Annotated in this window: 22 protein-coding genes and 1 pseudogene; 15 read left to right on the top strand and 8 right to left on the bottom strand. The window is 57.9% G+C overall.

The genetic code is table 11. The annotated features are described in order from the left end of the window. Nucleotides 1-14 precede the first annotated feature (14 nt). Both ABMA32_RS23510 and ABMA32_RS23505 read left to right on the top strand, forming a co-directional pair. Complete coding sequence (locus ABMA32_RS23510) at nt 15-254, top strand: TFIIB-type zinc ribbon-containing protein (RefSeq protein ID WP_425475587.1); 240 nt, start codon at nt 15-17, stop codon at nt 252-254. A 584-nt stretch (nt 255-838) separates the two neighbouring features. Next, nucleotides 839-2554, top strand: coding sequence for a peptidoglycan D,D-transpeptidase FtsI family protein (locus ABMA32_RS23505; RefSeq protein ID WP_349016291.1), 1716 nt, complete (start codon nt 839-841; stop codon nt 2552-2554). A gap of 652 nt (nt 2555-3206) precedes the next feature. On the opposite strand, the gene mntR is transcribed toward ABMA32_RS23505, so the two are convergent. Further along, on the bottom strand, nt 3207-3695 hold the full coding sequence (gene mntR / locus ABMA32_RS23500) for a manganese-binding transcriptional regulator MntR (RefSeq protein WP_349016290.1): 489 nt from the start codon (nt 3693-3695) through the stop codon (nt 3207-3209). 166 nt (nt 3696-3861) lie between these two features. Between mntR and ABMA32_RS23495 the strand changes: the two genes are divergently transcribed. From ABMA32_RS23495 to ABMA32_RS23485, 3 genes are all read left to right on the top strand, one after another. Next, nucleotides 3862-5001, top strand: a complete 1140-nt coding sequence (locus ABMA32_RS23495; protein ID WP_349016174.1) for a multicopper oxidase domain-containing protein — start codon at nt 3862-3864, stop codon at nt 4999-5001. Beyond that, nucleotides 4998-6209, top strand: a complete 1212-nt coding sequence (locus tag ABMA32_RS23490) for a ZIP family metal transporter (protein WP_425475584.1) — start codon at nt 4998-5000, stop codon at nt 6207-6209. The genes ABMA32_RS23495 and ABMA32_RS23490 overlap by 4 nt, the downstream gene beginning before the upstream one ends. Nucleotides 6210-6318: 109 nt before the next feature. Beyond that, nucleotides 6319-6693 (top strand): c-type cytochrome, encoded by a 375-nt coding sequence (locus ABMA32_RS23485; protein ID WP_349016173.1) that lies wholly within the window; start codon nt 6319-6321, stop codon nt 6691-6693. Between the two features lie 38 nt (nt 6694-6731). Here the strand turns inward: ABMA32_RS23485 and ABMA32_RS23480 are convergent, their stop codons facing one another. After that, nucleotides 6732-7259 carry a hypothetical protein gene (locus tag ABMA32_RS23480; protein ID WP_349016172.1) on the bottom strand — a complete coding sequence of 176 codons (528 nt, stop codon included), beginning with the start codon at nt 7257-7259 and terminating at the stop codon, nt 6732-6734. Between the two features lie 19 nt (nt 7260-7278). After that, the gene (locus ABMA32_RS23475; protein ID WP_349016171.1) at nt 7279-8199 is read right to left on the bottom strand and encodes a cation diffusion facilitator family transporter; all 921 of its coding nucleotides are present in this window, start codon (nt 8197-8199) and stop codon (nt 7279-7281) included. A gap of 110 nt (nt 8200-8309) precedes the next feature. On the opposite strand from ABMA32_RS23475, the gene ABMA32_RS23470 reads away from it, so the two are divergent. Then, the gene (locus ABMA32_RS23470; protein ID WP_349016170.1) at nt 8310-10634 is read left to right on the top strand and encodes a caspase family protein; all 2325 of its coding nucleotides are present in this window, start codon (nt 8310-8312) and stop codon (nt 10632-10634) included. A 134-nt stretch (nt 10635-10768) separates the two neighbouring features. Here the strand turns inward: ABMA32_RS23470 and lspA are convergent, their stop codons facing one another. Next, the gene (lspA, locus tag ABMA32_RS23465) at nt 10769-11269 is read right to left on the bottom strand and encodes a signal peptidase II (protein WP_349016169.1); all 501 of its coding nucleotides are present in this window, start codon (nt 11267-11269) and stop codon (nt 10769-10771) included. A 291-nt stretch (nt 11270-11560) separates the two neighbouring features. Between lspA and ABMA32_RS23460 the strand changes: the two genes are divergently transcribed. Next, nucleotides 11561-12169: a transglutaminase-like cysteine peptidase gene (locus ABMA32_RS23460; protein ID WP_425475583.1), complete on the top strand. Its 609-nt coding sequence runs from the start codon at nt 11561-11563 to the stop codon at nt 12167-12169. Here the strand turns inward: ABMA32_RS23460 and lnt are convergent. From lnt to ABMA32_RS23445, 3 genes are all read right to left on the bottom strand, one after another. Further along, entirely contained in the window at nt 12163-13719 is a 1557-nt protein-coding gene (gene lnt, locus ABMA32_RS23455) for an apolipoprotein N-acyltransferase (protein ID WP_349016168.1), read from the bottom strand. The genes ABMA32_RS23460 and lnt overlap by 7 nt on opposite strands. A gap of 69 nt (nt 13720-13788) precedes the next feature. Next, nucleotides 13789-14520, bottom strand: coding sequence for a cytochrome c biogenesis CcdA family protein (locus tag ABMA32_RS23450; protein WP_349016167.1), 732 nt, complete (start codon nt 14518-14520; stop codon nt 13789-13791). A 47-nt stretch (nt 14521-14567) separates the two neighbouring features. Then, on the bottom strand, nt 14568-17177 hold the full coding sequence (locus ABMA32_RS23445) for a heavy metal translocating P-type ATPase (RefSeq protein ID WP_349016166.1): 2610 nt from the start codon (nt 17175-17177) through the stop codon (nt 14568-14570). Between the two features lie 196 nt (nt 17178-17373). Here ABMA32_RS23445 and ABMA32_RS23440 point away from each other — a divergent pair, with 196 nt between their 5' ends. From ABMA32_RS23440 to ABMA32_RS23415, 6 genes are all read left to right on the top strand, one after another. Further along, the gene (locus ABMA32_RS23440; protein ID WP_349016165.1) at nt 17374-18522 is read left to right on the top strand and encodes a cell wall hydrolase; all 1149 of its coding nucleotides are present in this window, start codon (nt 17374-17376) and stop codon (nt 18520-18522) included. Then, the gene (locus tag ABMA32_RS23435; protein WP_349016164.1) at nt 18519-19361 is read left to right on the top strand and encodes a DsbA family protein; all 843 of its coding nucleotides are present in this window, start codon (nt 18519-18521) and stop codon (nt 19359-19361) included. Before ABMA32_RS23440 ends, ABMA32_RS23435 begins: the two co-directional genes overlap by 4 nt. A gap of 57 nt (nt 19362-19418) precedes the next feature. Next, the gene (locus ABMA32_RS23430) at nt 19419-19592 is read left to right on the top strand and encodes a hypothetical protein (RefSeq protein WP_349016163.1); all 174 of its coding nucleotides are present in this window, start codon (nt 19419-19421) and stop codon (nt 19590-19592) included. Nucleotides 19593-20390: 798 nt separating this feature from the next. After that, the gene (locus ABMA32_RS23425; RefSeq protein WP_349016287.1) at nt 20391-20804 is read left to right on the top strand and encodes a MerR family transcriptional regulator; all 414 of its coding nucleotides are present in this window, start codon (nt 20391-20393) and stop codon (nt 20802-20804) included. Between the two features lie 78 nt (nt 20805-20882). Continuing rightward, complete coding sequence (locus ABMA32_RS23420; protein WP_349016162.1) at nt 20883-21662, top strand: heparan-alpha-glucosaminide N-acetyltransferase; 780 nt, start codon at nt 20883-20885, stop codon at nt 21660-21662. A 304-nt stretch (nt 21663-21966) separates the two neighbouring features. Continuing rightward, nucleotides 21967-22410 carry a YqaA family protein gene (locus ABMA32_RS23415; protein ID WP_349016161.1) on the top strand — a complete coding sequence of 148 codons (444 nt, stop codon included), beginning with the start codon at nt 21967-21969 and terminating at the stop codon, nt 22408-22410. 50 nt (nt 22411-22460) lie between these two features. On the opposite strand, the pseudogene ABMA32_RS23410 reads toward ABMA32_RS23415, so the two are convergent. Continuing rightward, nucleotides 22461-22692, bottom strand: a pseudogene (locus ABMA32_RS23410) (MerR family DNA-binding transcriptional regulator). Nucleotides 22693-22839: 147 nt separating this feature from the next. Between ABMA32_RS23410 and ABMA32_RS23405 the strand changes: the two are divergent. Together ABMA32_RS23405 and ABMA32_RS23400 are read left to right on the top strand one after the other, a co-directional pair. Continuing rightward, nucleotides 22840-23355 carry a copper chaperone PCu(A)C gene (locus ABMA32_RS23405; RefSeq protein WP_349016160.1) on the top strand — a complete coding sequence of 172 codons (516 nt, stop codon included), beginning with the start codon at nt 22840-22842 and terminating at the stop codon, nt 23353-23355. A 229-nt stretch (nt 23356-23584) separates the two neighbouring features. Next, complete coding sequence (locus ABMA32_RS23400) at nt 23585-24241, top strand: transglutaminase-like cysteine peptidase (RefSeq protein ID WP_349016159.1); 657 nt, start codon at nt 23585-23587, stop codon at nt 24239-24241. Nucleotides 24242-24618: the final 377 nt, after the last annotated feature.

Here is a 24618-nt window from a genome sequence, read left to right as displayed (position 1 = left end):
ATACCGAACTCGCCATGGCGGACCGTCAGGGTATCGAGGTTGACTATTGCCCAAAATGCCGCGGCGTCTGGCTGGACCGCGGCGAACTGGACAAGATCATCGAACGCTCAGCAGGGGATACAGCGACCACCCGGCAAGTAGAACCGCCGCGTTACCGCGATGCTGACGACAAACATGGGGATCAGCGCTACCACGGTTCGCAGCAGCCCTATAGGAAGAAGAAATCGCTTCTGGGCGAGCTTTTCGACTTCTGAGTAAACCGATGCCGGATTCCTACCTAATCTACATAGCAGTGGCCGCATGACGGCGGATCTTGCGCTACGGCATTTGACTATTGCTAAGAGTGTCTTTGATAAATTCGTTCCGCCAGGCGGATGGCGTGGTTTCGAGAACCGGAGCAGAGCGGACATTGGTCCGTGAGCACCGGAAGCGCAGAAAACTGCGTCCTGCGCCTGGCGGGTAGAGTTTCCCAAACGGACTCTAAGTGACTTTAATGTTCGGAGCCCTGAACCCGCGAATTGGGTGCAGGCGAAAGGCGCTCGCTGTGGGCGAAGAACGCGACCTCTATGCGGCATTGAAGATCAAGTACGGATCTTAGGCTCCTGTTCTTCGGCAGAGGCGTTTACCTCGCTCTGGTCAGATTAATCTTTGTTTAACGAAGAACCAAATCGATAAAATTTTAGCTTTTGTGCTGCCGTCGTGTGGCGCTAGGATTGAACCTTCACACGAACAGCAGGTTCTGCCGCGGGCAAGGGACTATCCCATTCCCATCGTCGACAGACTTTGGAACCCGCAATGACCCTTTGGCAGACCACATCAGCATGAGAAAATGTCGAACATGATCGGCTGGTCAAGACTGGTTGCAGCCAACCGCGCTACCGTCATCGGACGTACGTCAGTATTCGAAGGGAGTCGTAAAGAAATCCACAGCCGTGGCCGTAGCCGTACGCTGATGATCATGGCAGTATTCATCGCCATTTATGCGACAATCGGCGGCCGTCTTGTTCATCTGGGCCTGCAGGACCTCGATGAAGGCGATGGCCCAACAGTTCGTTCGACTGCGTCGCGCCCTGATATTGTAGATCGCAACGGCGCTGTTTTGGCGACCGACATCAAGACATTCTCGCTGTTTGCCGAGCCTCGCCGCATCATCGATGCGGATGAAACGATCGAGAAGCTCTCGACGGTGCTTTCCGATCTGGAAATGGAGGGAACCTACAGGAAGCTGAAGAGCGGCAAGGGCTTTGTCTGGTTGCGTCGTCAGCTTTCACCGAGCCAACAGAACGACATCATGAATCTCGGGCTGCCGGGCATAGGCTTTCGCGCCGAAAACCGCAGGTTCTATCCCGCAGGTCCGACCGCCTCCTATATCGTCGGCCTGACCAACCGCGACAACCGCGGCATTGCCGGCCTTGAGAAATATCTTGATGATCAGGGCCTCGCCGATTTGCAACAGCTGGGGTTGGCAACTCCCACCGACCTTGCCCCTGTCAGGCTCTCAGTCGACCTGCGGGTACAGCACATTGTACGAGATGAGGCTGTTCAGGCAATGAACCGCTTTCGCGCTTTGGCCGCCGGTGCGGTCGTGATCAATGTCAAGACGGGCGAAGTCATTGCAATGGCGTCAGTTCCCGACGTCGACCCCAATGACCCCGTCGATGCCAACAGCCCCGACAAACTGAACCGGATGTCTGCAGGCCTCTATGAAATGGGTTCCACGATCAAGAGCTTCACGACTGCCATGGCGCTCGATTCAGGCAAGGTCACGCTCGACAGTCGTTTCGACGCCTCGCGGCCGATCACAATCGGACGCCAAACCATCCGCGATTTCCGCGGCAAGGGCCGCGTTCTCTCCGTACCCGAGGTGTTCATCTACTCCTCTAACATCGGCTCAGCCAAGGAGGCGGACGTCGTCGGGATCGAAGGTCACCGCGAATTCCTGCGACGGCTTGGCCTGCTTGACCCTGTCAGAACCGAGCTGCCGGAAGTCGCGAAGCCAACCGAACCGAAAGAATGGAAGAAGGTGCACTCGATCACCGCCGCTTTCGGCCATGGCTTTACGACGACTCCACTGGCGACAGCCGTCGGTTGCGCCGCGCTGATGAATGGCGGCCTGCTGATTCCGCCGACTTTTCTGCCTCGCACGCAGGACGAGGCTAAGGCCCTGGCAAGGCAGGTGGTGAGCGGAAAAACAAGTCAGGATATGCGCTATCTGTACAATTTGAACGCAACGGCGCCAGGCGGCTCCGGCAAACGTGGTGCGGTTGCCGGCTATCGTGTCGGGGGTAAGACCGGGACAGCCGAAAAGGTCGTCGACGGACGCTACTCGAAGGACAAAAATTTCAACGCCTTCGTCGCCGCTTTTCCGATGGACGATCCGCAGTACCTGGTGGTGACCATTATCGATGAACCCAAAATGGAAAATTCAAATCGGGCCGGCACTGCCGGTTTCACAGCCGCGCCGATCGCGGCCAACATTATCCGCCGAGCGGCATCGATGCTTGGCGTCAGACCAGAGTTCGAAACTGAAAGCAGTGCTCAAGGTGCGCTATAGGGCGCCATGGGCCTTGGTACGGGTAGTTTCATTGCCGAATAGCAGCGTTCGCTGTTCGTTATGTTTTTCGGCCGCCTACGCACTGCTCTCGCAATGACCCCGATATGTTAACTGCTGCACTGCACTCTATGCCGAGCCGGGTCGAATTCTATTGACCATACTGGACGAACCGAAGCCGCTTCCGGAACGTATGGCTTTCGCACATCGAGATGGAATGCTGTCCCGGTAACCGGGGAGATCATGAAGTGGTCATTGCCGATGTTGATGGCGCCCTATTCGAATGCACCGGTTGATCCCTTTCCTACGATGGTGAGGCTCTGTGCGTGGGGGTCGAATGCTTTGCCGCGCCAGATTCTCTCGATCCTCGCTTGCTCGGTGCAATATCGATTCCGCGCAGGTGATCGGCGCACGCGCTAAAAGAACGCGAAAAAGCAGATACGGTAAGGGCCGAATCTGTGGACTGCGAGTTTTCTCGCATCGCTATGACAACGTTGCAGCAAAGCCTCACTTTTCGTTCGTCCGCGATAGTGCAGTCTGGCAAGTTTTTTCTAAGGGCCGAATGGTTTCGGTGGCGATCACGCGAGTGCTGCTTGGTGCATGCGATTAAGACTGTCTTGACTAGGAGGGTGACTGCTCTGGCTGTGGAGAATCCTCACTTTATATGCTCTGCATCGGCCGCGTTCCCGACGAAGACCCGAAACGCATCGAGCGTCTCTGCACTGACGTGATGTTCGATTCCCTCGGCGTCGATGCGTGCCGTCTCAGGACTTATGCCGAGGGCGCAGAGAAAAGCTTCGACAATCCGATGGCGCTCTCGGCTCAGGCGCGCCAGTTCCTTGCCTTCGTCCGTTAAAAATACCCCTCGGTAGGGCCGCTGCTGAATTAGTCCGTCGGACGCTAGCCTCTTGAGCATCTTGGCCACGGTGGGTTGAGCAACACCTAGTCGCTGCGCGATCTCGACCTGGCGCGCTTCGCCATCATGATCGATCAAATCGGCAATCAATTCGACATAGTCCTCGACGAGTTCGGTTCGCCGGTTATTGCGCGTCTGGCGAAAGCTCTCGACTTGGGTGTCAGCATCTACGAGAGCGGACGGACGACTTTCGTCGGGGTTTCCTGTAGGCACGATCTCTTCATCCATAGCCTGCGCGATCGGCTGCGAAATATCATAGCCAAAGCTATAGGTCATGTCCCTGAGTATGGATAGGCCCACCGCTCTCTGGGTAATAATCAGTCAAATTATAGCCATTGCTATTTTGTAGGTTAGGTGCTTTCCTTATTTGATCCTGCTAACCTGGAGCAATTGAATGAAACGCTGGCTGCCGTTCGATTTGGGCCGCCGAGGCTTCCTTGGGGCGGGATTTCTCGCGGCGGCAGGCGCCGCTGTGAGCGCCCGCTCAGCATCGGGCCAGACAAGCCATCCGGCTGGCCATGGCGCCGAAGTGCCACCTGCGGCGGACGCAGCTCCGGTCTTGGGACATCGCGCGGCCCATGGCGCAATGATCACGGTCGGTGAGGTCGACAACGAACGTAACGGTTTCGACCCGACCGCCATGCTGACCGACTGGGATACCGGAATCTTGTCCACGCTGCCGGACGGCCGCAGGTTGCGGACGTTCGAGGTGACGGCCGAGGACAAGGAGATCGAGATCGCGCCGGGGGTCATGTTTCCCGCCTGGACTTTCAACGGTCGCGTGCCGGGTCCGGCCCTCAGGGCTATGGAAGGCGAACGCCTTCGCATAGTGTTCAGGAATTATGGTTCCCACCCGCATTCGATGCATTTCCACGGCATTCACGCCGCACGCATGGATGGGATCCCGGGAGCGGGCCTTATCGGTCCGGGCGAGGAGTTCGTCTACGAATTCGATGCCAAGCCTTTCGGCTGCCATCTCTATCATTGCCACGCGCTGCCGCTTGCTCGGCACATCCACAAAGGCATGTACGGCCTGTTCGTAGTCGATCCCGATCCCGCCCGGCACCCGGATCTCGCCGACGCGGCGCGCTCGCGCCTGCTCGGCTCGCCGGAAAATGCCGAATGGCAGGAAATGGCGATGGTGATGAATGCCTTCGATACCAACTTCGATGGCGAGAACGAATTCTACGCGTGCAATACGATCGCCCATTGCTATGCCAAGAAACCGATCCGCATCGTTCGCAACCGGCCGGTGCGGATCTATCTGGTCAACGTTACCGAATTCGACCCGATCAACTCCTTCCACCTGCACGCCAATTTCTTCGACTATTATGACCAGGGCACGACGCTTACCCCAACGCTTAAGACCGTCGACCTGATCATGCAGTGCCAGGCCCAACGCGGAATCCTTGAGTTCAGTTTTGGCGATAGTCAGGATCACGAGGCAGGCCTCTATATGTTCCACGCTCACCAATCCGAGTTCACTGAGCTCGGCTGGATGGGCATGTTCGACGTCGTCGAGGCCGTGTCATGAACGAACCTCTGACGCCTGGAGAGCTCAACGCGCGCGCGGTTGATGCGCCTGTGGCCGGGCGCTTTGTTCTCCTTTGGATTCTCATGCCGCTGGCTGTTCTCGCCGCCGCGATCTGGTGGCTGATTGCCGCGAATCCACTGGCTGCTTTCGACAATGGCGCGCCTCCGGTCGAAAATCTGACGGTCGAGCGGACGATCCTTGACCAGTCAGGCCTGCGGCTGTTGGTTCGCGCCGGCGGTTCGGAGCAGATGGTTATCGCGCAGGTTCAGGTCGACGCCGCCTATTGGGAATTCACACAGGAGCCCGCTGGTCCCATCGAGCGTGGTGACACGGCATGGGTCAATCTGCCTTTCCCGTGGATAGTCGGCGAGGCGCATCGCGTGACCTTCGTGACCAATACGGGAGCAACCTTCGAGCATCCCATCCCCGTTGCCGTGCCGACGCCCGTGGCGACATCCGGAAATCTCATGTCGCAAGCTGTCATCGGCGCCTTTGTCGGCATTTTGCCGGTGGCCGTCGGCCTCATGTTCTTTCCGGCGTTGCGCGGGGCGGGACCGGCGACGATGAACTTCCTGCTGGCCATGACGATAGGCCTGCTCGGCTTCCTGCTGGTGGATGCCTTGGTCGAGAGCCTGGAACTGGCGGCGCAGTCAGCGGCTATCTTCCAGGGTCCGGTGATGGTCGCCCTTGCGGCGGCCGCCAGCTTTCTTCTGCTTATGGGGGTGTCGCATCGGGGAGGCCGGCCGGCCGGACTTGCGCTCGCGACTTATATTGCGCTCGGCATAGGCCTGCACAATTTTGGTGAGGGGTTGGCGATCGGTGCGGCCTTCGCCGCCGGCGCGGCCGGGCTAGGGACCTTCCTGGTGATGGGTTTCACACTCCATAACATCACAGAGGGCATTGGCATCGCCGCGCCAATCCTGAAGGTGAGGCCGCCGCTCTGGACATTTGCGGGACTGGCCCTCCTTGCGGGAGGTCCAGCAGTGATAGGTATGTGGATCGGCAGTCTCGCCTACGCTCCGCAATGGTCAGCCCTTGCGCTCGCCGTCGGCGCTGGCGCGATCCTGCAGGTGGTTATCGAGGTTGGTTTGTATCTTATGCGATCGAGCGGGCGCGGTTCGTCGGCGCTGTTCTCGCCGCCGGTTCTCGGAGGTCTCGCCCTCGGTGTCGGATTCATGTACGCAACGGCGATGCTCGTGAAAATCTGATCGCATTCCCATCCTCTAGAAGACGACAGCTGCGCCGTGCCCACATACCGACTATCTGCCCTTGTCCGTTCTCACTACCGGCGCCCCCGCTGTCGCGCATGAAGGCGCCATGGGAGTCGTGGCCGAACGCATGTCGTCCATGAAACAGATGGCCGACAGCATGAAGACGGTCGGCGAGATGCTGGCAGGCCGCCAGGATTTCGACGCGACCACTGCCCGCGCGGGCGTGGCTGCACTTCACGAGAACTGCCATCAAGCTCGCGAACAGTTTTCCTCAGCGACCAAAGATCATCCCAGTCGCGCCTCTCCAATGGTCTGGGAGAAAGCGGACGAATTCAAGGATGAGATGGAGCGTTTCGATGCCGCCGTGAAGGCTCTGGTAGCGGCGTCCGAAGCCGGGAATCTCGACGGAATGAAGGTGCCCTTCAAGGATGTTGGGCAGTCCTGCTCAAGCTGCCATCAGAAGTTTCGTCTGCCTGAGTAGTCAATCGTTCTGCTAGCCTGGATTGACCTCCCGGCGCCTCAGGTTTCCGTCATCGGCTCATCAAAACGACAGTAGTAAACTGTTCGGTCGGTCCGCCCGTCATCAAGAGGGATACCGCGGAGCGTTACCGCCACAATCTGGCTTTTGGGATTCGCAACGATCGTCCCTTCGATAGTCGTGTCAGGATGGTCATCAGGGACGAGTGTGAATGGAGTTTCACCATTCATCGTCGGTCCGAGTGCCACCTCGCCTGCATCGTAGTCGCCCTCGGCCGAAAAAGTCGGGTCCATCCGGGTTTCTGTCAGCACGAGGTAAAAGTCGTCTGTTCCTGGGTCGCTATTTGGCATCCTGCCCCAAAGCCACTGTTCGACCCTTTTTCGTGATGGCTTGACGCGCTCGACAAGATCCCGACACTCGTTTTCGGACTTGGGCCCGGCCGCGTTTGGAAACCAGAGATACGTCCCAACCGGCGGTCTTTCCGTAGATCTGCTGATTTGCGCCTGCGCAGTTGACAACACGCCCGATGTTACGGCGATGACTGCAAACACAAACAATGCGTTTGGCACCTTGAGTACCTTCAGTCCTCTAGATCTGGGAGGGCGGCTCCTGCCCGCGCATTTTCTCATCTTCGATTTGAACTGTGACGTGTTCGAGGCCGAACTTGTCTTTCATCGTTTCGCGCACGGCACGTAGAACGCGAGGCGACTCTCCCATGTCCGTCACAACTATATGTCCGCTCATTGAATCCAAACCCGACGTGATCGTCCACACGTGAAGATCATGCACGGCTTTGATGCCCGGGATTTCCTTCAAAGCCGTTTCCAGAAGTCTCAAGTCAACATTGGGTGGAACCCCCTCAAGCAGGATATGGACCGCCTGACTTATCAGACGCCAGGTGCGAGGGACTATGAAAAGGCCGATTAGGGCCCCAATGATGGGATCCGCAAGCGTCCAGCCGGTCCACATGATCACCAGCGCCGCAACTATCACCCCAAGCGAGCCAAGCATATCGCTGAGGACCTCGAAGTAAGCCCCCTGGACATTCAGGCTCGCGGATGATCCCCCCGAGAGTAAGCGCATGCTGACGAGATTAACGGCCAGCCCAATTACGGCCACAATCAGCATTGGCCAACTCAGCACGTCTGGCGGGTTCGTGAACCGTTCATACGCCTCGAAAAGAATGTAGATGGTAAGCACCAGCAAGACGACGGCGTTCAGCAAGGCGGACAGAATTTCCGCACGCAGATAGCCGTAGGTCTTTTGTGGGGTCGCGGGACGGGCAGCGAAGCGGATGGCCAGCAGCGCAAGCCCAAGTCCTCCAACATCCGTCAGCATATGTGCCGCGTCGGCAAGCAGGGCCAGGCTTCCCGTGACAAAGGCGCCGATCACTTCAGCAATCAAATACGTCAGGGTGAGCCCAAGCGCCCAAGCGAGGTTGCGCGCGTAGCGCGCGCCTGCCGTCTTGCTCGAAGCCGCGGGCGCTCCCTGTCCGTGGCCTTGCGACACTTTATCCTGCTCCCGTGGCCACGTTTTCCGGTCGAATTGCCGAACAGTGGCATGGCGTGCTTGTTTGTCAAACGTCCGCAACGCCGAGGCAGAAATTTATTTGGGCCGGCTTGAACCTCACGTTGCTTCAGGTTTTAAATTTTGTGACCGCGTTGGTGAAGGCAGGGATTCTAGGGTGCGATCTCTATGAAATCCGGATTCTTGCCGCATTGTCCGCCGACCTTAAGGTTGGCGCTGCGGCTTGGGAGCTTCGGAACATGAGCTGGAAACGCATAATTTCGATTGTGAGGCTGCTTTGCACTACGCTTGCGATTATTTCGTTAGAAAGTGCAGCAGCGTTTGCCCGAACAAACTATGCCGTTGTTGTGGCCGCAACGTCGTACCCCAATCTGCCGCCGAAATCATCCTTGGTCGGTCCCAACAATGACGCGGCATTAATCCGAGACTATCTGACGAAAAATTCTCCTGTACCCTTTGCACCAGAGAACATAACGCTCCTTGCAGACAATATGGAGGGTGGTTCAACTCCGACACATGCCGCAATTCAGCAGACCTTTGCAAAACTGGCCCGGAAGGTCGTTGAGGGAGATTTCGTCTATCTACATTTTTCCGGCCACGGGTCCCAACAACCGGAAATGAAAGTCGGCAACGAAACCGACGGCCTGGACGAGATCTTCCTGCCCGCCGACACGGGCCAATGGAAAAACCGTGCCGCAGGCGTTCCGAATGCGCTCGTCGACGATGAAATCGGCGCGTCCCTCGATGCATTACGCAACGCAGGTGCATTCGTGTGGTTCGTCATAGATGCCTGCAATTCAGGAACGGCAACACGTGCAGCTCCCGTCGGCGAAGACACCGTGACAGAGCGGAAGCTCGACCCTGCAGACCTAGGCATACCTGCAGCCGAGATGACTACCGCCGGCGTCGCGACGGCTCGTGGTATGGACAATCTACGAGAAAGCGCCATCGACGCAGCTGCGGTGCCGACAGGCGCCACGGCCATAAAGAAAGGTGGTCTCGTCTCATTCTATGCAGCGCAGACAATTGAAACGACACCCGAGATGCCGCTGCCGAAGGGCGCCGCGTCAGCTCAAAAGTTTGGGTTGTTCACGTTCACCATCTTTTCCAAACTCGCAGAAAACCCGAACATGACCTACCGCCAATTGGGGGCGGCGATCTTGCAGCAGTACGGAGCGGACGGGCGTAGCCGTCCGACACCTCTCTTCGAGGGCGATCTTGACGCACGCGTTTTCGGTATGGAGAAGCTCGATACCGTCATGCAATGGCCCATTGAGATGAAAGAAAATTCCGCGAGCATTCAGGCTGGAATTCTGCATCGACTGGCGCCCGGCACAAAGCTCGCAATTTTGCCATCTCCAGCATCGGAACTATCGGAGACGCTGGGTTACATGGAGGTTCGGTCCGCGAAGAATTTGAGTAGCCAGGTCGCACCGATCGCGTTTGACGGCAAGTCCGCCCTCAAGTTGGCCGAAGTGCCCGCTGGAGCCTATCTGCGTTTGTCCGAGCTCGCGGTCGACTTCAAACTCAAGGTTTCGCGGCCCGCCGCCCTTCCCGGCCTCGAATATGAGGTCAGGCTGGTGAACTCCGCGCTCGACCGGCTTGTCGGCAACACAGACAAGCGCTTCAATGTCGCCCTCGTTGAACCCGCTCAGGAGGCCGATATCAGACTGGCAATTTTGCGGGAGAGCGAGGTGGCTCGCGATAACGCGCCAGCTTCGGACCGACCCGCACTTTTCTTTCTGCCAACTTCCGGCGAGCTCTCTATCAGCGACAATAGTCGTCCCCCGCTTGTCGTGATTGACGCCGCCGCACCCGATAAGCTCTCGAAGGGGCTGGAGGACAATCTGGTCAAGATATTTCGAGCCACAAGCCTTTCTCGGCTTGCGGCAGCGTCTGACTATCGACCGGAAGAAGTAAGTGTCGAGTTCCAAATAAAGCGTGAAGCCGATGGGCGGCTCGAGCCGCTCGATGGCGCGGCAGTGCCCGTCGTAAACCCCGGCGACCAGGTGCATATCCTGGCGAAGAACAATTCCAGCAAGCTGGTGGACATAAACATCTTGTACGTGGGCAGTGACTATTCGATCACTCACATTAGTGCCCAGCGCTTGGTCAGCGGAGCGAAGATTGAAGAAGCGCTTCTGGCCTTCTCAGATTCGAGTTTCGGGATGGAAAGAATGATCGCTGTGCTGACCGAAGCGCCAGCGTTGAGCGAGATCGAGGATTTGAAATTTCTCGAGCAGGGCGGTGTGCCGCCGGTAACGCGGTCGGCTGGCAGCACGCCAGGCTTTTCACAGATGCTTTCGGATATCGGTATGGCCCCGGCGACCCGTTCAGCCATGAAGCTCGGCACGAAAGATGCAACGAAAGGTGGTGTGCTGATATTCCCAGTTGAGACGATCCCTCGGCGCAATTGATAGAGAGAAAGGCGAACAAGTTAAGCAGTTTGCGCTTTCGGTCGACTGGGCGTCTGCAGGACTTGCAAGCAATTCCACAGTGCGCCGCCAGCCAAAATTGGACCTTTCGACTGATCGCGCTAATGGCCCGGCGGTTATTTCCCTATGACGTCCTGCTGCGGGCTTAAGAAGGAACCGCTCACAAGAATGAGCGCACCGACGACTATCGCGACATCAGCTAAATTGAAGGCTGGCCAATGCCACTCGGCTAAATGAAAATCGATAAAATCGGTGACCTTGCCGCGTTCCATTCGGTCGAAAATGTTTCCGGAAGCTCCTCCTGCCATGAGGCCGAGGCCGGCAGCCTCCAATCGCCCGCCCGCGATGGACATCCATACCAGCAGCCCGGCTACGATCACTGAGGACGTAAAGACAAGGATTTCCGGTCGACCCCTGAGTATCTCCGAGAAAAGTCCGAAGCTGACACCCTCATTGTAGCTCAGGATGATATTGAGGAAACCGGTGATGACGATCACCCGAGGGGGTTGCATGACAATGTCGGCGATGATCGTTTTAGTTAATTGGTCGAATGAAAACGCCGCCAGGACAAATAGCGATCCTAGGAATAAATTTGATGGGCTGAAGCGACGGCTCATTGCAGTCCCTAGACAGTGACACTGATCGATAGTGTCCCGTCTCCAGTAGGGTGAGGTTCAAGCGCTTTCATTCGCTTTCTGCCGGCCGGCCTGCGACATTCGGTTCCACCACTGGCGTGCGTATGGCCTGCAACGGGACCGGATCGAATAGGCTACGGGCCCCTTCGGCACCCAACCCTGTTAACCATATCTTTCGCGAACCCCGACTGTTGCCGAGTTGCAATGGACGTCTTCGACGTTCGCTGTTAGCTTTTTATTAACGAAAGAGTGCAGCGGAGCGGGGGCGGATTGTTGTTTAAAGCATCGACATGGCTGGCGTGTGCGCTCGCTGCAATTTCAACGTGTTTGTTGGCTGGATCGGCCGCCGCCCACCCGAGCCTGATGCTCACGGCATCGCTTACCTCTCAACCGATCGGACACTACGAACTTTGCAAACGCCTGCCGAAAGAGTGCGCAATTCGATCGACGGAACAGACTCCGTTGAAACTGACGAAACAGCTTCTGCGGCGACTCGAAACGCTTACCATCTCGGTCAACCAAGCCGTGACGCCCATGAGCGACTTCGATGCATACGGCAAGGATGAATATTGGGCGTTTCCGGACAAGCGCGGGGACTGCGAAGACTATGTACTTCTCAAACGCCGTGTCCTGATGCAGGAAGGGATATCTCCATCGAACCTCCTGATCACCGTGTTGAGAAAACCCGATGGGGAGGGGCACGCCGTCCTCACGGTGAGAACCAATCAGGGCGATTTCGTTCTTGACAACCTGAGTAACGCCGTCACGCCTTGGGACGAAACCGGCTATATATACCTGAAACGACAGGCGACCGATCACACGGGACGTTGGGTTACCATCCTCGAGGGTGGACAGGAGCCGCTGGTCGGATCGGTTCAGTAACCTGACCGACGCCGCGGGGTGAATATCGCGCTCACGCCTGCGGTAAAAAGCATCGCGGCGATCAGGGCAAGAACCGGCCCATTTCCGAACCTGCCGTATACCGTCGGCCGGCCCACTGGTCGCGGAAGCGTCGCGTCGATCACACCCGCAGTGCCCAAAGGCAGCGAGTCCACAATGCGTCCATAGGCGTCTACGACCGCACTTATTCCAGTGTTCGCCACCCGCACGACAGGGAGCCCGAGCTCGATCGCCCTGACGCGTGCGGCAAGGAAGTGCTGATAGGGTCCCGAGGATGGTCCAAACCACGCGTCGTTGGTGGCATTCAGGATCCATTGTGCGCGGCTGTCCCCTTTGGATCCGGGGAAGATGGCTTCATAGCAGATCAAAGGCACCGCTGCAGGAAGCCCCGGAATGTCGAGGAGTTGCGGACCTTCACCCGGAACGAAATCGATTGAGCCGACCGTCAGTTTCTTGATCGGCAGGAGTGCCTTCATGGGCATGAACTCACCAAATGGGACCAGCCTTATCTTGTCATAAGCATCCGTAAGCCTTCCTTCCCAGTCGAACACCAGTAGAGTGTTGAGCAGGGCCGGTTCTTGGTCCGGCCGTCTTTGCGCCGGTCTGACGGCGCCAACAGCAAGCGCGCCTGATGGAGGAATAGCTGCGGTCAACCTGTCGACCAGTTCCTGACTGCCGTCGAATAGGAACGGAAGGGCAGTTTCCGGCCAAAATATATGCGTCGGAACTGGAGGTCCTGGGACAGCACTCATCCGCATGTAGCGAGCCAGGATTTCGCTGGCCTCATCCGGATCCCATTTCGCTTCTTGGGAGATGTTTGCCTGGACAAGTCGCAGTTGCACGGCGGGAACGACATCGCTTGCCGCCCCCGCCAGCCGCAGTGCGCCAAGTCCCCACAGCGAGGTTGCTACGAGGAAGACCGTCGCCAGGGCGAAAAAGGCAGAATGCAGAGGTTTGGAATTTCTCTTAGCGAAGAGCAATGGAAGCGAGGACAGGCTCAGGGCAATCAGGCTGAGCCCATAGATGCCAAGCAGCGAGGCGAGCTGCAGCGTCTCGTCCGAGACGCCCCACACATACCCGACGAGGTTCCACGGAAAACCCGAAAGGACTGTCCCGCGGGCCATCTCGGCGAGGGTCCACAACGGTGCAAAAGCGACAATGGGGGCTGGACCTGCCGCACCAAAGGCGCGCGTGGCTGCTGCCGCAGCGGCGGGGAAGACCGCCAGAAAGGCGCACAGACCAACGACAGCCGGCCAAGCCAAAGCGCCGAGCGTCTCGGCCTCTACCTTGAAACTCTCGGTGATCCAATTGAGGCCGAGCAGGAAATGTCCAAGCCCGAATGCCCAACCGAAGAGAAAGCCCGATCGCCAGGACCCGGCGCTCCGAAGCAAGATCACGAAACCTACGAAACCGACGAACGTCAATGGTAAAATGAAATATGGCGCGAAGGCGAGCGCCGTTAGACTTCCCAGGCCGGCTGCCAATGCGACGCAAACAACGTAGCTTCGTAAGCGACCGGATGGAGGCGCCACCCCTGCATCGCAGGGCTTCAAGATTCTGGGACGCGGAGCGGGCTGACCTGCCGAAACGTCCGCCGGCATTTAGCCGATTGTCCCAAGGCCAGGAAAGCGCTCCAGCAGCCAGAAAGCGATGAGCTGCAAGCGACCGGTCATCATCAGAACGCCCATCACGATCATGATGCCGCCGGCAACGACGTTGAGGATGTGGCCCGCATAGCGGAGGCGCTTCAGGGAACCGGCGAAATGTCCGAACGTCAAAGCCACCACCAGGAATGGTACACCGAGTCCGAGTCCGTAGGCTGCAAGCAGAATGGCGCCGCTTCCAGCCGACAGGGCCGATACTGTAAGGATCGATCCAAGCACAGGTCCGATGCATGGCGTCCAGCCGAAGGCAAAGGCGAGACCAAGGAGATAGGCTCCGGTGGGACCCGACACCGAAGTCGGCCCCATCGTCCGGAATTCCTGCATGAGGAACGGTAAGCGCACTAAGCCCGTCATTATAAGGCCGAAGGACGCAACCAGCAGCCCGCCGACGAGGTTCGCTTCGAAACTGTACCTCAGGAGGATCCCGCCAAGCGCCTGTGCGCCGAGGCCCAGCATCACGAAAACAGTTGTGAAGCCGAGAACGAAGAACAATGCCGGCCATGCAACGCGCATACGGTCAATCATGCGTGTCGAAGCCGGGTCAATTCCGCTCGAGACGAAGGAAAGATATCCAGGCACCAACGGGAGCACGCAAGGTGATACGAACGAAATGGCGCCCGCTAAAACAGCGGTCGCCAGTCCAACTGCCGACACTTCAATCAGCATCACTTCTCCCGCCAACACTCTGATGGCAGATCGCCTTCAACAGCACAGCCCTATTTGATGCCGCGCCAACCGAGCAAGCGCATCGCATTCGCCGTCACGAGCACAGTAGCCCCGGTATCGGCAAGGATTGCTGGCCAAAGTCCGGTGATGCCGACAACTGTGGTCACCAGGAAAACAGCCTTTAGCCCAAGCGAGATGGTGATGTTCTGGAAGATGTTGCTCATTGTGGCGCGCGACAATGCGACCATGTTGGCCACGTCCATCACCCGCCCGTGGAGAACGGCCGCGTCGGCAGTCTCGAGGGCAACGTCAGTGCCGCCCCCCATGGCGATGCCGACGTCTGCGGCTGCAAGGGCAGGCGCGTCGTTGATGCCATCACCGACTTTTGCGACGATCTCGCCAGCCTTCTGCATCTCGCCGACGATCCGCTGCTTGTCCTGAGGCATCAGCTCTGCGCGCGGCTCTATTCCGAGCGACGCCGCGATGGCTGCGGCTGTCCTTTTGTTGTCGCCAGTAAGCATCACAGCAGAAATGCCGAGTTCTTTGAGCGCTGCAATGCCCGCCGCTGCGTCAGCGCGGGGCTCGTCCCGCATTGCTAGAAGCCCTGCAACCTGCTCGTTGACGAGGAGCACCGAAACGGTCTTTCCCTGATCGTTGAGGCTGGTGATCCGCTCGCGAAGCTCCTGAGAGAGCTGAACCCGCTTCTCAGCGGCCTGCGGCGAGCCAAGAAAGAGCGAAGCGCCGTTTACCGTACCGACGACTCCTTCTCCGCCAATTGCCTTCCCATCAGTCGCCGATGTCGGCTCATACCCGTTCTCCCGTGCCTTCGCCAGGATGGCGACGGCGAGTGGGTGGCTCGAGCCGATTTCGAGGTTGGCCGCCAGCTCCACTGTTTCTTTTTCTGAACGGGACGCACCAACCACGTCCGTGACTTTTGGTTTTCCTTCGGTGAGAGTGCCTGTCTTGTCGAAAGCCACCTTCGTCACTTTTCGAAAGGATTCCAAAACCGCGCCGCCCTTCATGAGCAGGCCCCTACGCGCGCCTGCCGACAGGCTGGCAGCGATCGCAGCGGGTGTGGAGATGACGAGTGCACATGGGCAGCCGATAAGGAGGACCGCCAAACCTTTGTAGATCCATTCCGACCAGTCGCCCCCGAAAGCCAACGGCGGAACAACTGCGATAAGCGCGGCCACGACCATCACGCCAGGCGTGTAGTAAGTCGAGAACCGGTCGATGAAGCGCTCGGTCGGCGCCTTGGATTCCTGCGCCTGCTCCACCAGGTCAATAATTCGTGAGATCGTGTTGTCTGCCGCTGCTGCCGTAACCTTGACGCGAATGGCGGCGTCCTGGTTGATGGTGCCCGCAAACACCTGATCCTCGGGGCCCTTCGTCTTGGGGACGGACTCGCCCGTTACCGGGGATTCATCGATGGACGTGTCCCCTAAGAGGATGATGCCATCCGCCGGTACGCGGTCGCCGGGCCGCACCAGAATCGTCGATCCAATGGCGAGGCTTTCGGCAGGTACCTCGGTCGTCTTGCCGCCGTCCTCGACAAGAGCTGTTTTCGGCACAAGCGTCGCCAGAGCCTTGATGCTGGCACGCGCGCGGCCTGCAGCGACCCCCTCCAGCAACTCGCCGACCAGGAACAGGAAAACCACGGCAGCCGCTTCCTCGCTGGCGTCGATGACGACAGCGCCAACCGCCGCGATTGTCATCAGCGTTTCTATGGTGAAGGGGGATCCGTTGAGTGCGGCCATCACCGCGCGTCGCGCAATCGGTATGAGGCCGACAGCCATCGCCGCGATAAATGCCCATGTCTCGTAAGCCGGCAGAAGCTTGCCGACAACAAATGCAGCCACCAAAGCAAGGCCGCAAACAATCGTCAGCTTTGCCTTTGTCGACTTCCACCACGGTCCTTCCTCATTGCCATGGTCGTGACCGTGAAGCCCGGCAACGCCTTTTTCGTCCTTATGATCATGCCCCTCGTGGGAGGCGTCTCCCCCAGCAGTGTTGCTTTTCGTCGCCGGAGCAGGAAAAACTTTGTACCCAAGGCTTTCGACGCGCTTCTTGATCTCGGACACGTTGACGTCCGCTCCATGGCTGACGGTCATTGTCCCGGCAGTCACCGAAACCGAAACCTCTTCTATCCCCTCGATCCGCCTTACCGCCGTGTCAATCTTCTGCGCACAACTCGCGCAATCCATGCCCTCGACACGGTACCGGCTTTGCGAAAGCTGTGATCCGGGGCTGTGTTCGGTTTCATCGCGCATGTCATCGCCGTGGTCATGTCCAGGGTGATCATGGTCGGCATGGTCGCGAGCGGAATGGCCGTCACCGGCATGTTCGTGATGGTGTCCACCGTGGTGATGATCGTGCCCTGTATGGTCTTGGGCAACAGTGTCGATCTGCCCCGCCGACCTTGCCATTGAGGATTTTGCAGCGGCAGGGCTCACCGTGTAACCTAAGCTTTCGATGCGCTTCGACAAACTTGCCATGTCGGCAACGGGTCGATGCGTCACGGTCATCGTTCCGGCGGTCACGGACACGGAAACGTCCTCAACGCCGTCGACGCGCCTGGCAGCCGTGTCAATCTTTTTTGCGCAACTGGCGCAATCCATCCCCTCAACCCGGAAACGGCTCTGCAACAATGACGTGCTCATAAAAGGTGCCTTTCGTCCAAATCAACGGCGCAACATAATTCCTCTAGCAGCTAGAGGGGCAAGGGACTTTTTTGTAGGGCCTGCGTGGCTTTCCGTCGCGCGGCGAGATGGCCGTTTGAGTTAACGATTCATCAAGGTTAACGTTTCACTTTCCTGTCAGAACGAAACTTATTCTGGAGAGAGGAAAGTGAGGGGGATGGGCCGAAGCCTGCCGGCGCTATCGACTCGTCCGCGACGTTTTTCCATCGCTTCGCTGTTCCTGGCGTTGTGGGGTGTCGTCGGGGCAGCGTCGCCGACCGCAATGCAAGGTATAGCTTGCGCCGTATCAGATAAGGCTGATAGCCCGCGGTGGGCGACCTTCCTGACAAAGCCTTCAAATTGCGGACATGCCGCCGAGATCGCCTTGCCCAAATCGGAGAAAGCGCTTGCCGATGGGAGTCTATCTCTGTCGTCCTTTGACAATGTGGGGCTTCGCGATGGCTTTCCGGAAACGCGACGCGGCAGTGATGAGGAACGAGTTGTCCGCAAGGACAAAGGTGTTCGAGTTCTCACCGTCGCAAACCGAGGGTCGAATGAGACATTCAAGGCTGGCTCCATTCCTAGCGTGCAGATGGCTTCGCTGCGGCTATCGTCCGACCGCGGAGGTTTATTCATTACCCCCGAACTATGGAATGACGAATCTCAGGTCGCGGCATCATTTCATAGCAAGAAAGATGATCGATTGGCGGGTGTACCCTCGGCTCTTGCCGACCTTGTGACCAATGACGGGGCTGATGTCCTTGCTACTGCTTACGCGCCGACAGATCCCTATCATCCACCAGCATCGCCGTTCGACAGCCTTCTCCAAGGTGATGGAGGCCCAGGGCGATTTGTGCCGCCGATAGCAAATGGCGACCATGACTGGATGAAAACCCCGCTGCCTGCGGCAGCCTTTTCCAACGAAGAGCAGAAGTGCCTGGCAACAGCGATCTATTTTGAGGCTCGCGGCGAGAGCATCAGGGGGCAGGCCGCTATTGCGCAGGTTATCTTGAATAGGGTCAGAAACCCAGCGTATCCTGACTCCATCTGCGATGTGGTCTACCAGAATGATAAGTGGTTCAATCGGTGCCAGTTTTCTTTTGCGTGCGATGGAATACCGGATCTGTTTGCCGATCGCCGAGCCTACCGTCTCGCGCGCGATATCTCGATGGCCGTCACCGGAGGCAAAATTTTTCTTCCTGAGGTCGCTTCGTCAACGCATTACTATGCAAATTACGTGAACCCAAGTTGGGCACAGACCATGGAAAAGATGACTGAGATCGGCTCTCACCTGTTCTTCCGCACTTATGGCGGAGGCTGGAGTTGAAGTACCACCTCCCCAAAACTCAGGGCCGCCCAGCCAATTCGAAAGATAGCCGCGGTTCAATGGCCCGCCGAGCGTTCGCTCTTCCAATATTCATCTTGGCGCTGATAGTTGCGTTTTCAGCCGCCGTCCGACTCGCGAATGCAGCAGAGGCCGACGCAATCGACCGCAAGGCGATCGAAAACATTGTGCGTGAGTACCTCCTCGCCAATCCCGAAGTTATCCAGGACGCGCTTGCTGAACTTGAGAAACGCGCGGAAAAGGAACGGGCCGATGCTAGGGCGATGGTTCTTCAGACGGCCGAGGATGAGCTGCTTCGATCTCCAGCCGATGTTGTGCTGGGCAATCCAGACGGCAGTGTTACGCTCGTTGAGTTTTTTGATTTCAATTGCGGCTACTGCAAACGTGCGCTTCCTGATGTACAGAAACTCGTTGCCGCTGATCCTGGCCTCCGTGTCGTCCTCAAGGATTTTCCGATTCTGGGTCCTGGCTCGGTCGAGGCCGCGAAAGTTGCCCTTGCCTTGAACGCGCAGTCGGACCAGTCGCAGCGCGCTGAGTTCCACACGCGCTTGCTCGAAACGCAAGGTCAAATCAATGGCAGCAGGGCGATGAAGATCGCTCAGGACATGGGCTTCGACATCGACAAGCTCGAAATGGGTGTGAAGGATCCATTGGTTCAGGCGGCAATCGACAGGAATATTGCCCTCGCCCAGAAACTGGGACTGACCGGAACACCATCCTTCATCATCGGGAGCAACATTATCGAAGGCGCGGTAGGTGTTTCCGCGTTGCAAGACGCAATCAAGACGGCGCGCGACTGCGATGGAGCGGTCTCGTGCTGAGGGCGCTTCAGGGATGGAACGGCGGCTCAAATGATCGATAGAAAGTCTGGCCAGTCCATGATCGCAGCAGCTGCGATCATGGCAGGCTTCGGTCTCGCTTTCTATTTCATGCCCCGCATGATGATAGCAATCGGAGAAATCTCGACCATCGCCGCCGCGCTGTTCGCGGCGGCATTGGTAGGAGCTTTCTTTGGTGTTTTTTGGCTACGCGCTCGCTTCCAGCGCCGATAATCCCTGACCTGAGACCCTAGTCTGCTCTGGCTTAAGGAAGAGTCCTGGGTTTTCGTTTCTGGCTCAATGCGGCCTGTTTTCCAATGGAGATTTCATTGCGAACTCGGCCGGTGGCATGTTGCCCAGCGCCGAGTGCGGTCAGGGCGTCGAGAAAAACGGGTCGTTTTAAGGCTTCATCTGTAATGCCATTTGACGCCGGTCTTGGCATCACCGCAGGCCTCGCATGGAAGTCAGTTCCGTGCCGTCGTTGAGAGGACAGTGCGCCGTCGGCTGCTAACGGTGAGATCCAGCTCGCGCACGACGCGCCTGCCCGACATCGAGGTGTCAGCGATGACGCCAGGCACTCCCCGCCTGGCCTGTAGTCATCTAGTCATCGACGACGGACAGCACCCCTGATCGCGCACAAGCATGGGCCTTCGTGTGCCCAGCACCCGCTTACCACTGCCTCAACGGCCCACCTGCCGCTTCTCGTCGCGGTCGAGGCGTCGCACTCTTTTGGCCCTAATCACGATGCCTAACTGCCTAACGGTCCAGCCTGACATGAATCCTGGGATAGTCGGTCACTGTTTTCGGCCGTCACGACCTTCATCACCTCGCGCAACGGAGTCCCGATGATCTGTTCTCCCCATGATGATCGCATCGTCCGCTTCAGACGAAGTCCACCCAAATCTGGAGGAAGTTCAGAGTCTCAGTTCAAGAGACAGCGAGTCTACGCTCCGTATCCACCTGCGTCAAAACCGCACCATTGCACCGGACTGGAATGCACGCCATTTTCCTCCAGTGACTGGAGAAAAGAGCATGATGACAATAGGAGATCTGTCTCGGAAGACAGGCGTTAAAATTCCCACCATCCGCTACTATGAAGAGATGGGACTTGTAGCAGCAGCCGAGCGCTCCGAAGGCAATCAGCGGCGTTATGGTGGCGGCGAGCGAGATCGCCTCGCATTTATCAAACACGCGCGGGAACTGGGATTTACGATCGAGGCAATTCGCGAGCTTCTCGACCTTAGTGCGTGTCCCGAGCGGCCATGCGAACAAGCTGATCGCATAGCAGCCGAACAGCTGCGCGCTGTCCGCGACAAGCTGGCTAAATTGAAGCGTTTGGAACAGGAGCTGAAGCGGATTGCAGGACACTGCCACGGTGACCAGATCAGGGACTGTTACGTCATTCAGGCTCTGGCCAATCACGACCTCTGCGAGCACGACCACTGAGTTCGGAACTAAGCGACGAACTCGATGATCCGCCTCGTGCGCGACGTCGAACCTGTCGGCAAGGACACCTAAAGCCCTATGCCAGCGCATTCGCGTTCCATCGGCGGACAAGGGAGCCAAGGGCCTTTACCTGCCCCGCGCGTGGTGGCGGTTGACGTTGCGCGCGGACTGGCGATCGGAGGCGTAGTCCTATTCCACATCGTGTGGGATCTGGAGTTTACGGGCATCATCAAGGGTGTCGCACAACATCCGGTCTGGTTGCTCTTCGGACGAAGCCTCGCAGGAACATTCATGTTTCTCGTGGGGGTCAGTTTGGTGTTAGCTCACCATGACACCATTCAGACATCCGCATTCATTCGCCGCCTTCTGACGATTGCCCTCTGCGCGGGGGCCATTTCCGCCGCCACCTGGTTCGCTTTCCCCGAAACCTTCATCTATTTCGGGATTCTTCACGCAATCGCAGCGGCTACGCTTCTCGGCCTACTGTTCCTGCGCGCCGGCGTGCTAGTCTGTCTGGCTGCGGCAGTGATAGTGTTGATCCTGCCTGTCTTCGTGGACCTGGCGGCATTCAACACGCGCTGGCTGGCTTGGACCGGATTTGCAGAGCGCCCTCCTCCAAGCAATGATTTCGTTCCTATTTTCCCATGGATCGGCGTCACGCTTCTTGGCATAGCAAGTGCCAAGCTGTTCTTACTCGGCCGGGGTCAAAGTTCTGTCGCCGACGCCCCGGTTCAGGGTTGGCTTGTCAGGCTGTTGGTCTGGATGGGACATTGGAGCTTGCTGATCTACCTCGTACACCAGCCGATCCTCCTTAGTATCATCGTTCCGTTGTCCTGGGTGGCCTCCGCCCAAGGCTGACAAATGAACTTGCTGGTGCAATCTGCAAGCTTGATCCTGAACTGCTCATGCATGGCGAGCCGGGCACCCATCTCTTCTGACCCTAACCACGGCGGGTAGATCGACGCCGAAGGCATCGAACACCATGTCAGCGCCAAGACCCTGAAGCGGTAGAGGTCTCATTCTCGGCATCCTCGCCAAACGCATTAGTGGTAGGAGATGCTCGAGCTGGAGTCTTCCTCGTTGCCAACTTCGCCACCAATGACCGGCATGTCACTTGACCACGCGCGCCTTCATGCGGCGACGCGTCCCTGTTGTTCCTGCAATGGATAATATCGCCATCCTTTGGGGGCTATTCGCTGTTGCGTTCCTCGCCGCAACGATTCTGCCCGCTCAGTCGGAAACCGTGCTCGTGGGGCTGCTTGTAGCCGATCGGTACTCACCCGTGCTGCTGGTCGTGGTAGCGAGCCTCGGCAATGTGCTCGGCGCAGCAGTCAATTGGGGGCTCGGTCGCGGGGTCGGACGCTTTCGTGACAAGCGCTGGTTTCCGGTAAGCCCGAGAGCTCTCGACCGTGCAATCGGGTGGTACCGCCGCTGGGGCCGCTGGAGCCTGCTTCTGAGCTGGGCGCCGATCGGCGGCGACGCGTTGACGGTGGCGGCCGGCGTTCTTCGCGAACCGCTATGGAGCTTCCTGGTGCTCGTTGCGATTGCCAAGACGGGTCGATACATCGTGCTAGTGTTAGCGACCTTAGGGCTGAACGGGTCGTAATCGCTCAGTGTTCCGTCTTACAACTCGTGGTTCGCCAGGGACTGGATCAACTAACAATCCTTAACTTGGTCGCCATGGCAGCGTGTCGCGATGCGGCTTAGCTCCTGTTCGAGCGGCCGAAGCTTTGCGATCCTGGCGAGCGGCGATGGCATCCGCATCGGCGCATGGAAGTTCGGGATGGGCGCTCAGCTCGGCGGCTGCCATCAGACCCATCTGTTCATAGTCTCGGATGGCTGGAACCTTCACACCCGTCCGACGCGACAACTCTCCAATTGTACGCATGACTACCTCCAGTCGCTATAGACATTGGCAGAGCATAGCTCATTGCAATCGTGCCGATTTGCCGCATTCTCGATTGGGCGCCATTCATCGATCAGCCCAAATTCTGGCAAAGGCTGATTCTCTCGATGAAATTGGGAGAGAGATACGATGAATTGGGCATTCTGCAGCGTGATTTCGGGTCTGGTCGTCCCTCTCGTTCTCTCAGGTGCGGCGCAGGCCTCAGACGGACCTATCGATCATATTAATCCGCCCGCGGAGCTGATCGTAGAGCACGCCGAACTCTCAATGGCCGGTTCGGATGGTGACAAGGTGGAAGGTTATGTGACCATCTGGAATGGGACAGCCGTTCAAGCGAGCCTGGCTTCGATTGAGAGTGAGGCGTTCGGCACCGTCGTGATCCTTCAAACGGATTTTCGTACAGGCGAAACCAGCGTCGCCCCTGGGATCGTGCAGATCCCCGGACATGCTGAGCTGTCGATGCGGCGCGGCGGCATTCGCCTTGCTCTGAAGAAGCCGATCACCCCATTCGACATGTTGGATGAAGCTCGCCTCAAACTGGTGTTCGACGACGGGAAAGAGCTGGAAGTGACCGCCACAATCATTCGCGATGGGGAAGTCCCCACTGTTCATCGCCATGGCGAAGGCGATCGAAGCGTCAACTAGATCGGTCAAATTCACAACCCGCATTGCGGTTGCCCGTCCGTATCGCGGCCATTCTTTGGCTTCGAACTGAACAGGCTGAACCGCGGCCGTAACTGCATGGTGAATGATCGATTGAAATATTCCAGCAACTTCTATGATACTTTGACTATAATCTAACCTGTTGATTTTTCTGCATTTTGACCTGTCCCCCCTATGCTCTCCTTATTGTGATTTCGGGGAGAGTGCAGAAATGATCCGCTTTTTGATCGTCGCGGTTGCGCTGGGGGTTTCTTGCGTCGCAGCGTCGGCAAACGCCCTTCATTTTAATCCCACACAACCGGCCCTCGTCCGGAACATGCAAACATTCGGCGCCACCACCATGCCGGTCGGCTACTATGAGTACTGCCGACGCTACGCAAATCTCTGCGACCGCGATCCGGACGGAGCAAGCGTCCAGCTTACAAAGCCTCGCTGGCGAGAGATCGTATCCGTCAACGCAGAGGTGAACGCGGCGGTCGCACCTTTGACGGACATGGAAATCTACGGTGTCGAGGAACGCTGGGAATATCCGACGGCAGCGGGGGACTGCGAAGACTACGCCCTTTTGAAACGAAAACGCCTGAACGAAATGGGCTATCCTCTCGGAGCGCTGCTGATGACGGTCGCCCGCGACTCCAAGGGCGGCGGACACGCGGTTCTAACCGTCGTTACCGACCTGGGAGATTTCATACTCGACAATATAGAGCAGAAGGTTCTCTTGTGGCGGGATACCGAGATTTACTATCTGAAACGTCAATCCCAGCGCGACCTGAATCGCTGGGTGAGCCTCGTCAATGAAGACGATCTCATGGCGTCTTCAGGAAGAAGCCAAGCTCCCTCCACAGCCGCTGCGAGTGTCAATAGATAGACCGCAGTCCCACCATAAAGCATCTCCATGGTGTTATGCCCCAGCCCGATGCAAGCGAGCCAGAATATGGTGGCGAGCAGAACATAGGCCATTGACCCGACTGTCATGAAGGTTCCTAGGCGCGAAAACATCGAGAATAGACCGGTTTCTGAGTTCACTACCCGTCCAGCTTTCCACTGTCGGTGATGACAAGCCACTCAAGCCTCGGTGATCACTCCGAGGTCTGGCCTTGGGTTGGTGCGGGCGGTCCATCCTCGCTTTGGATATGGGCAAAGCTGACCACGAACACCGCCACGACGAAAACAGCCAGCGACAAGGCGATCACAACATTCCATCGCGCCCTTTTGCGCATGAGGATTCGTGTGTCTTCGACGCTA

Origin of the sequence: Mesorhizobium quangtriensis (assembly GCF_040081925.1) — a bacterium.
Taxonomy (GTDB): domain Bacteria; phylum Pseudomonadota; class Alphaproteobacteria; order Rhizobiales; family Rhizobiaceae; genus Mesorhizobium_K; species Mesorhizobium_K quangtriensis.
Note: the sequence above shows the minus strand (reverse complement) of the source record. Positions and strands in the feature narration are given on the sequence as shown.